Genomic DNA, 6,868 nt, shown 5'->3' with positions numbered 1-6,868 from the left:
TTACAATTAAAGTGAATGCACTGATGAAAAAAGTTAACCAAATATTAAATTCAATATTGGCTATTGAATATAGTGAATTGAGTCTAATGTCAGAAAAGAGAACAACCATTATGATAGGAACTAATTGCCCTAGTAGCTTATAAATTGGCTTCATTGGGATAAGGTCGTCTCTAATTCCAATAATAAAAAAGATAGTCAGAGCACTAAAGAGGTAATTATAACTGCTGTCTGAGTTGAACCAAAATATTAGTGAGAAGGCTGCTCCTATATAAATGGGGATACCACCCATACTCGGAGTCCTAAATTTGTGAATTTTTCGCTGATCAGGAGAATCGAGTATCTGTTTCCACTCTAACGCCCTAATGGCTATAGGGAATAAGAAATAGGTTAGTACTAATGAGGAAAGAAGATATCTAAGCAGTTCAATAGCTAGTAAGCGTTTTCATCTCCTCTTATAAGAGTAAGAATAGTTAAGATAATAATCTTCAAATCTAGAAATAAAGACCAATTTTCAATGTAAAACCGGTCAAATTTAACTCTGTTTTTCATAAAACTAACGTCAGGGGTTTCCCCTCTATAACCCTTAGCTTGTGCCAAACCAGTGATTCCAGGTTTAACAAAATGTCTCGCCATGAAACGCTCAACTTTTTTCGAATATTCTTTGGTATGATGCAGCATATGAGGCCTTGGGCCAACCACTGACATAGTACCTAAAAGGACGTTAAAAAACTGTGGTAGCTCGTCCAAACTGGTTTTTCGTAAAAATGCACCCACTCTGGTAACACGTTCATCACCTTGTGTTGCTTGCTTAATATCTGCGCTTTTATTACTTCGCATAGTTCTGAATTTCCAGCACCAGAAGTCATTGTTACTTTTTCCTGATCTTATTTGCTTAAAGAAAATACCTCCCTTTGAATCTAGTTTGATGGCTAAAGCTATAATTGGGAATAGCCAGCTAAAGACACCAACAATAACTATCAAAGAAAAAAGAATGTCAAAAGCTCTTTTTACTATTCTGTTTTTCTGAAATTCAAGCGGAAAGGATGTTACATTTAAAATAGGAATGCTATCATAGCTTTCAATTTCTAATCCTTTGTTTTGAAAGCCTCTAAAATCGGCAATGAGCTTAACTTTAATAAAGTTTTTTTCACCAAAAGAAATAATGTTTTGTATTGACGAATATTTAACATAGGGCAGGCAGCAATAAATTTCGTCTACTCTATTAGTTCTTACAAAATATTTAAGGTCTTCTATTTTTCCCTGTATTTTATTATTTGTGGCGTTATCAAAGAAGCCTAAAAATCGAAATCCAAACTCAGGGTGTAGTCTGAAAAACTTCTGTAGCTCTTCAGAAATATCACCATAACCTACCACAACAACATTCCTATAGTTATAACCAAACTTTCTATAGAGTCTTATTGAGTATATGAATATAACCCTCCACACTAATATTAGAATTGGAAATACTACATAGGTAATTATCAGTTGTTGGCGAGAGTATGTTAATTGATTAATAAAAACGAGTACGGCCGAAACAGAAAAAAGCTGTACGACAATAAATCTTACAATGGTTCGAAGTATTTCGGATAATTTTGAAATACGTGAAATTCTAAAAGGTTTGCCAAGAAATGAGAGTACTACCCAAGTTATATTAGTAAATAAAAGGATATTTGAATATGGGAAAGTAGAGAGTCCTTGTAATGTGCCAAAACTAAACTTATAGGCTAGAATAAATGATATATTCAATAGCAGCGCATCAACGATGAATACAATTATGTCAATATATTTCGAATACCTGTGCTGCATTATTTACTTAGACTAGCGTGCAAATTTAAATTAATAAAAAAACATAATAAAATTTAAATTTAAAAATGTACTATTCTTAAAGCAATCGTTTGCATAAATGCAAGAGAAAACGTTAAACTTAATACATATTGCGGTTCTATTACCCCATTACAATGATCCTGACGGGCTTAATGCAACGCTTAAAAGTCTTGACAAAGGCAATTATGCATTACAACTTGTAGTAGTAGATGACGGTAGTTTTACAAGGTATGTCCCGAAGAAGGCAGAGATAGAAGCCAAATTCAAACATTATGGAGGGGTTGTCAATGTTCATTTATTGAAGTTAGAATCAAACCAAGGTGTTGAATATGCATTAAATTTTGGTCTGGAATTTATTTTTAATTCTTTGAAAGCAGACTATATATTACGAATAGATTGTGGCGATTTGTGCATTAATAATCGCATCCAAAAGCAAGTAGAATTTTTAGAAAATAATAGTGAGATTGATTTGGTAGGGTCTTGGGTGAAGTATTCTGATGATAATTCCAATTATCTTTATACGCTGAAACTACCTTTAATTCATGAACAATTAGTTAAAAAAAGGTTTATTCGAGTCCCATTTATTCATTCAGCTGTTTTAGTTAAATATGAAGCTTTTAAAAGAATTGGACTTTACTCGACTGACTTCAAAGCTGCGGAAGATTATGAAATATTTATGCGTTTTATTAATAATGGAATAACAGCTAATCTACCCGAGGTACTAACGGAAGTGAAATGGAGGCCTTATGGAATTTCTGTTAAAAAGCGCAGAAAACAATTGCGTAATAGATTTATGCTACTTATCAAGTACAGAGAAAGCAACATTTATTTTATTGTAGGCTTAATCAGAGTTATTTTTTTGATGGTAATACCATATTCTATTCTTACAAGTGTAAAAAAACAAGTGTATAAATGAAAGTGCTACATGTTGTAGAACCTTTTTCATCAGGTATAATTACTTTTATTATTAACCTTATTAAGTCACAACCTGACAATGAGCATATTGTTTTTCATGGTACAAGAACAACAAATGATAATATTCAGTCTGTAAGAAATAGATTTCCAAAAGGGGTTAAGTTCATTATTTGGAAGAATGTGGGTAGATCAATCAACCCAATTAAAGATAGTTTAGCAACCATCGAATTATTCAACTATTTGCGCAATAATAAGTTTGATGTCATTCATTTACATTCTTCTAAAGCTGGTTTTATAGGAAGGTTTATAGGCAAAATTTTAGGGCTGAAAAATATTGTTTACACGCCAAATGGCGCCTCATTTAGTAGACAAGATATTAATTCTACCTTAAAAAAAACTTATGAATATCTGGAACTAATTGCCAGTAAGTGGTCAGGCATAGTTGTATGTTGTGGAAAATCTGAAGGAGATGCTTATGTGAGAATTGGGGTTAATAATACATTTATAAATAATGGTATTGAAATCTCTGAAGGTATTACTAAAACAATTCAAAGCCCTTTGATTGTTGGAAATGTAGGAATCATCACAGAGCAGAAGAACCCAGAGTTATTTTTCAAGATTGCAGAATATTTTAAAAATGATGATCGTATTGTTTTTAAGTGGATAGGAGATGGTGACAGAAAGATGATAGCGCATAGCATAAGTAATGTAACTATAACCGGGTGGCTTGGTGAACAGGAATTACAAAATGAGTTAAAGCAATTAGATTTATACTTATCTACATCACTTTGGGAAGGACAACCATTTGCAGTAATAGAGGCAATGAACTTTGGTAAGTGCCTTATTCTTAAAAAGTGCATTGGAAATGTTGATTTAGTTGCCAATGAAGAAAATGGATATTTATTTGAAACCAAGAAGGAGGCCATTAATATTATTAGTGGTTTAATAGAATCACCAGAGAAAATTCAAGTAATGGGTATCAACTCTAAAGAGCGCTGTACATTGAATCACAATTTTAAAACTATGGGCAGTCAATATAATCAGGTGTATGAATCAATTATTGATAAAAGTTAAACGTAACCAAGTTAATTACTGGCTATTATTTACTGCTATACTTGCCTTCTTATTGGGTCAGGCAAAATTGGCCAATATTTTGATTATCACTCTGGTAGCATATTGGCTTATTGATAGGGATTTGATTCAAAAATTAAAGAAAATAATAAACAGAAAGTCAGTTATATTCTTAACAACATACTTTACACTCACTCTTCTTTGGTTAGTCCATTCTTCTGATTTATCTCAAGGCTTCAAATTTGTTGAAATGAGGTTGCTCATTCTGTTATTACCCATTGTAATTTCAACAGCTGATTTCAATGAACTTCAGTTTGAAAATATAAAGAAAACCTTTGTTTATGGTTGTATTGGTGTATTAGCGTTGGGATTGGTTAATTCAACCTTTGATTATTGGAGTACAAGAGATTCGGGTTTCTTTTTCAATGATAATTTGACCTCAATAGTTGGGATTCAGGCAGCTTACTTTGCCATTATTGTCAATATCAGTATTGTTCTATGTGCCGGCTTGATTCTAAATGATTTCAAATCATTTCATAATTATGTTGCAATACTATTTTTAATACTAGGTGAATTCTTACTAGCAACCAGAATTTCAATATTAACGCTCGCTCTATTAGTAATTATTTTCATTATTCATATTAGTATCAAACACTCAAGAAGAACGGCTTTAGGTGCATTAATAATTATGCTTGTAATTTTCGCAATAGGTATTGTGTCTTTCCCGCAAATTTCAAATCGATTTGAAAGTATGTTGAGCAATTTTGAGTATCAATTCGATAATCCTAATCCTGTAAATCATTTTAATGCAGAAGTAAGTTCAGAAAATTGGAATGGCCTAACCATAAGACTTGCATTGTGGGAGTGTGGTTGGGAAGTGATTAAGGATAACTTTTGGTTAGGTGTTGGGACGGGTGATTATGAAGAAAGCTTTAATAAACGGATCGAAAAAGTAAATTTCAAATATGCTCAGGCCATGAAATTTGGTGTCCATAATCAGTATTTATACACCTGGATTTCCTTTGGAATAGTTGGACTAATATTTTTTTTGAGTTCTATAATTGGTCTAGTTATTCTGGGATACAGGAATAATAATTATCAATTTATCATTGTCTTAGCAATTTTTTGCATTGCATTTTTAACGGAGAATGTGTTAAACAGGTATTATGGCATTTTCCCTTTTGCGATGATGCTTTCAATAGTGTATTATTCAAAAAGGGTAATGGATTGAGAACTATTTAGCCATTAAGCCTCATTATCTTGATTATACAGTTCTATTGCCTCTTTTGCATCACCTAAGAATGCTATTTTACCATTTTTTAGATAGAGGGCACGTTTGCAGTACTTTTTAATATTAGATAAACTATGACTTACCATAATTATAGTTCGACCGTTAATCCAACTCTCTTCCATCACTTTGATTGCCTTGGCCTTAAATTTAGCATCACCAACAGCAAATACCTCATCTAGAAACATAATATCTGCACCTGCATTTACAGCTATAGAAAAGGATAATCTTTGAATCATACCGGAAGAAAAATATTTAACTTTTGAATCCACAAATTCTTCAAGTTCGGCAAATTGAATAATCTGATCAAACCTCTCATCTATCTCTTTAATCTTTAATCCTAATGCAGACCCTGAAACATAAACATTTTGTCTTGCAGTTAATTCATGGCTCATACCTACACCCAAATTCAGAAGCATGGATGTGCCATTTCTTACAACTTCACCACCTTTATCAGGAATAAATGCCCCACTCATTATTTTTACTAAGGTGGATTTCCCAGATCCATTTCTTCCGATAATACCAAAATTCTCACCTTTTTGTATGGAGAAGTTGATGGAATCTACGGCTTTTAATTTTTTCTTATTTTTTCCTCTACCAAGTAATTGCTTGAAGATACTTTTCAAAGACCCACTCTTTTTTTCGTTAAGTACAAATGTCTTTGATACATTTTTTAGTAATATGGCGGGTGTTGTATTGTTTGTGTTTTCCATATTACAAAAATTCTGATGCCCGGTCGGAGTATTTGTTCAGAATAAAAATGCCCACAATAAACAATAAAGAGGCATATGCCATATCATATAAAAACATATTCCAATTAGGCGGCTGCTCAAACATTAAAACATTTCTAGCATTATTAATTATACCTGCAATTGGATTGAGATAGTCTAATATGGGGAGTTTTTTAGAAAACAAATCTCCACGGTACAAGATGGGAGATAAGAAGAATCCAAAACCAACAACTATTCCCCAGATTGGCTCAATATCTTTAAAGAGTAAGAATAAGTTGGATAAAATCAATGAAACGCCAAAACTGAGGATAAATAGGTTAATAAAGATAAGGATAAAATAAATATAGTGGTAACTAGGATAAATTCCAGAAATGGCTGCCCCTATCAAGAAAATTATAAAATTCAGAATAAAACCAATAATTGAGTTAATGATTGAAGCTAAGTAAATTTCAAGCTTAGCCATATTGGTATATTCGTAAAGGTATTTTTTGGTTTTAAGAATTTTAATTGTTCCGCTGGTGACTTCAGTAAAGAAGAGCCAAAGCATTAGTCCGGCAAATAAATATATTACATAGTTTGGAACTCTTTGGTTCATTAAAACTTGAAAAACCACATAGTACATTATAATTTGCGATACGGGCTTTATGATCGCCCATGCCAAACCAAGTTTATTTTCATAAAATTTTAATTTGAATTCGATTTTTGCCATCAGCCAGATGCGTTCGGCACGATTAGTTTCGAAAAACCAGTAGTTAATTTTATCGGAAAGTACTTGCAGCATTAGCGTTTTATGCGTCTGTAAATAGATTTTGCAATGTTACGTAAAATTTTATTTCCTTTAATAAACGATATCAGTTTGGTATTAACAAAAGGAAATGATTTTCTTGTCACTCTAGTTGGGTTTTCAATTAAAAAACCTGAACCATTTGCATTGAGAATATTAACTATATCAGGGGCATATTTTGAGTAAAATTCAGCATGCTTTTTAGAAATCAATCGATACAAGTAATTCTTCGAGTAGTTGTTAAAGGATTGCGCC

Annotated in this window: 8 protein-coding genes; 3 read left to right on the top strand and 5 right to left on the bottom strand. The window is 32.3% G+C overall.

What is annotated here, in order from left to right; translation table 11 throughout:
* Together RLO81_RS12010 and RLO81_RS12005 are read right to left on the bottom strand one after the other, a co-directional pair.
* Positions 1 to 289 (bottom strand): MraY family glycosyltransferase (locus tag RLO81_RS12010; RefSeq protein WP_502880451.1); only part of this gene is annotated, 289 nt, incomplete at its 3' end.
* Between the two features lie 140 nt (positions 290 to 429).
* Entirely contained in the window at positions 430 to 1,806 is a 1,377-nt protein-coding gene (locus RLO81_RS12005) for an undecaprenyl-phosphate glucose phosphotransferase (protein ID WP_350111807.1), read from the bottom strand.
* A 97-nt stretch (positions 1,807 to 1,903) separates the two neighbouring features.
* On the opposite strand from RLO81_RS12005, the gene RLO81_RS12000 reads away from it, so the two are divergent.
* The 3 genes from RLO81_RS12000 to RLO81_RS11990 are packed head-to-tail and all read left to right on the top strand — an operon-like array spanning position 1,904 to position 5,041.
* The gene (locus tag RLO81_RS12000; protein ID WP_350111805.1) at positions 1,904 to 2,740 is read left to right on the top strand and encodes a glycosyltransferase; all 837 of its coding nucleotides are present in this window, start codon (positions 1,904 to 1,906) and stop codon (positions 2,738 to 2,740) included.
* Positions 2,737 to 3,813 (top strand): glycosyltransferase, encoded by a 1,077-nt coding sequence (locus RLO81_RS11995; RefSeq protein ID WP_350111803.1) that lies wholly within the window; start codon positions 2,737 to 2,739, stop codon positions 3,811 to 3,813. The genes RLO81_RS12000 and RLO81_RS11995 overlap by 4 nt, the downstream gene beginning before the upstream one ends.
* Positions 3,788 to 5,041, top strand: a complete 1,254-nt coding sequence (locus RLO81_RS11990) for an O-antigen ligase family protein (RefSeq protein WP_350111801.1) — start codon at positions 3,788 to 3,790, stop codon at positions 5,039 to 5,041. Before RLO81_RS11995 ends, RLO81_RS11990 begins: the two co-directional genes overlap by 26 nt.
* Before the next feature lie 14 nt (positions 5,042 to 5,055).
* Here RLO81_RS11990 and RLO81_RS11985 read toward each other — a convergent pair whose 3' ends face one another.
* The 3 genes from RLO81_RS11985 to RLO81_RS11975 all read right to left on the bottom strand — a co-directional run.
* Positions 5,056 to 5,811: an ABC transporter ATP-binding protein gene (locus RLO81_RS11985; RefSeq protein WP_350111799.1), complete on the bottom strand. Its 756-nt coding sequence runs from the start codon at positions 5,809 to 5,811 to the stop codon at positions 5,056 to 5,058.
* Between the two features lies 1 nt (position 5,812).
* Entirely contained in the window at positions 5,813 to 6,610 is a 798-nt protein-coding gene (locus RLO81_RS11980) for an ABC transporter permease (protein WP_350111797.1), read from the bottom strand.
* Positions 6,610 to 6,868 (bottom strand): hypothetical protein (locus tag RLO81_RS11975; protein WP_350111795.1); only part of this gene is annotated, 259 nt, incomplete at its 5' end. The genes RLO81_RS11980 and RLO81_RS11975, both read right to left, overlap by 1 nt.

This window comes from Fulvivirga sp., from assembly GCF_040220315.1.
Taxonomy (GTDB): Bacteria; Bacteroidota; Bacteroidia; order Cytophagales; family Cyclobacteriaceae; genus Fulvivirga.
The sequence above is the reverse complement of the archived record's forward strand: the minus strand, read 5'-3'. Positions and strand labels throughout refer to the sequence as shown.

Bases quoted from the DNA above. Each gene is read 5' to 3' on its own strand.
- RLO81_RS12005 (WP_350111807.1), bottom strand. From the start codon at position 1,806: ATGCAGCACAGGTATTCGAAATATATTGACATAATTGTATTCATCGTT.
- RLO81_RS12000 (WP_350111805.1), top strand. From the start codon at position 1,904: ATGCAAGAGAAAACGTTAAACTTAATACATATTGCGGTTCTATTACCC.
- RLO81_RS11995 (WP_350111803.1), top strand. From the start codon at position 2,737: ATGAAAGTGCTACATGTTGTAGAACCTTTTTCATCAGGTATAATTACT.
- RLO81_RS11990 (WP_350111801.1), top strand. From the start codon at position 3,788: ATGAATCAATTATTGATAAAAGTTAAACGTAACCAAGTTAATTACTGG.
- RLO81_RS11985 (WP_350111799.1), bottom strand. From the start codon at position 5,811: ATGGAAAACACAAACAATACAACACCCGCCATATTACTAAAAAATGTA.
- RLO81_RS11980 (WP_350111797.1), bottom strand. From the start codon at position 6,610: ATGCTGCAAGTACTTTCCGATAAAATTAACTACTGGTTTTTCGAAACT.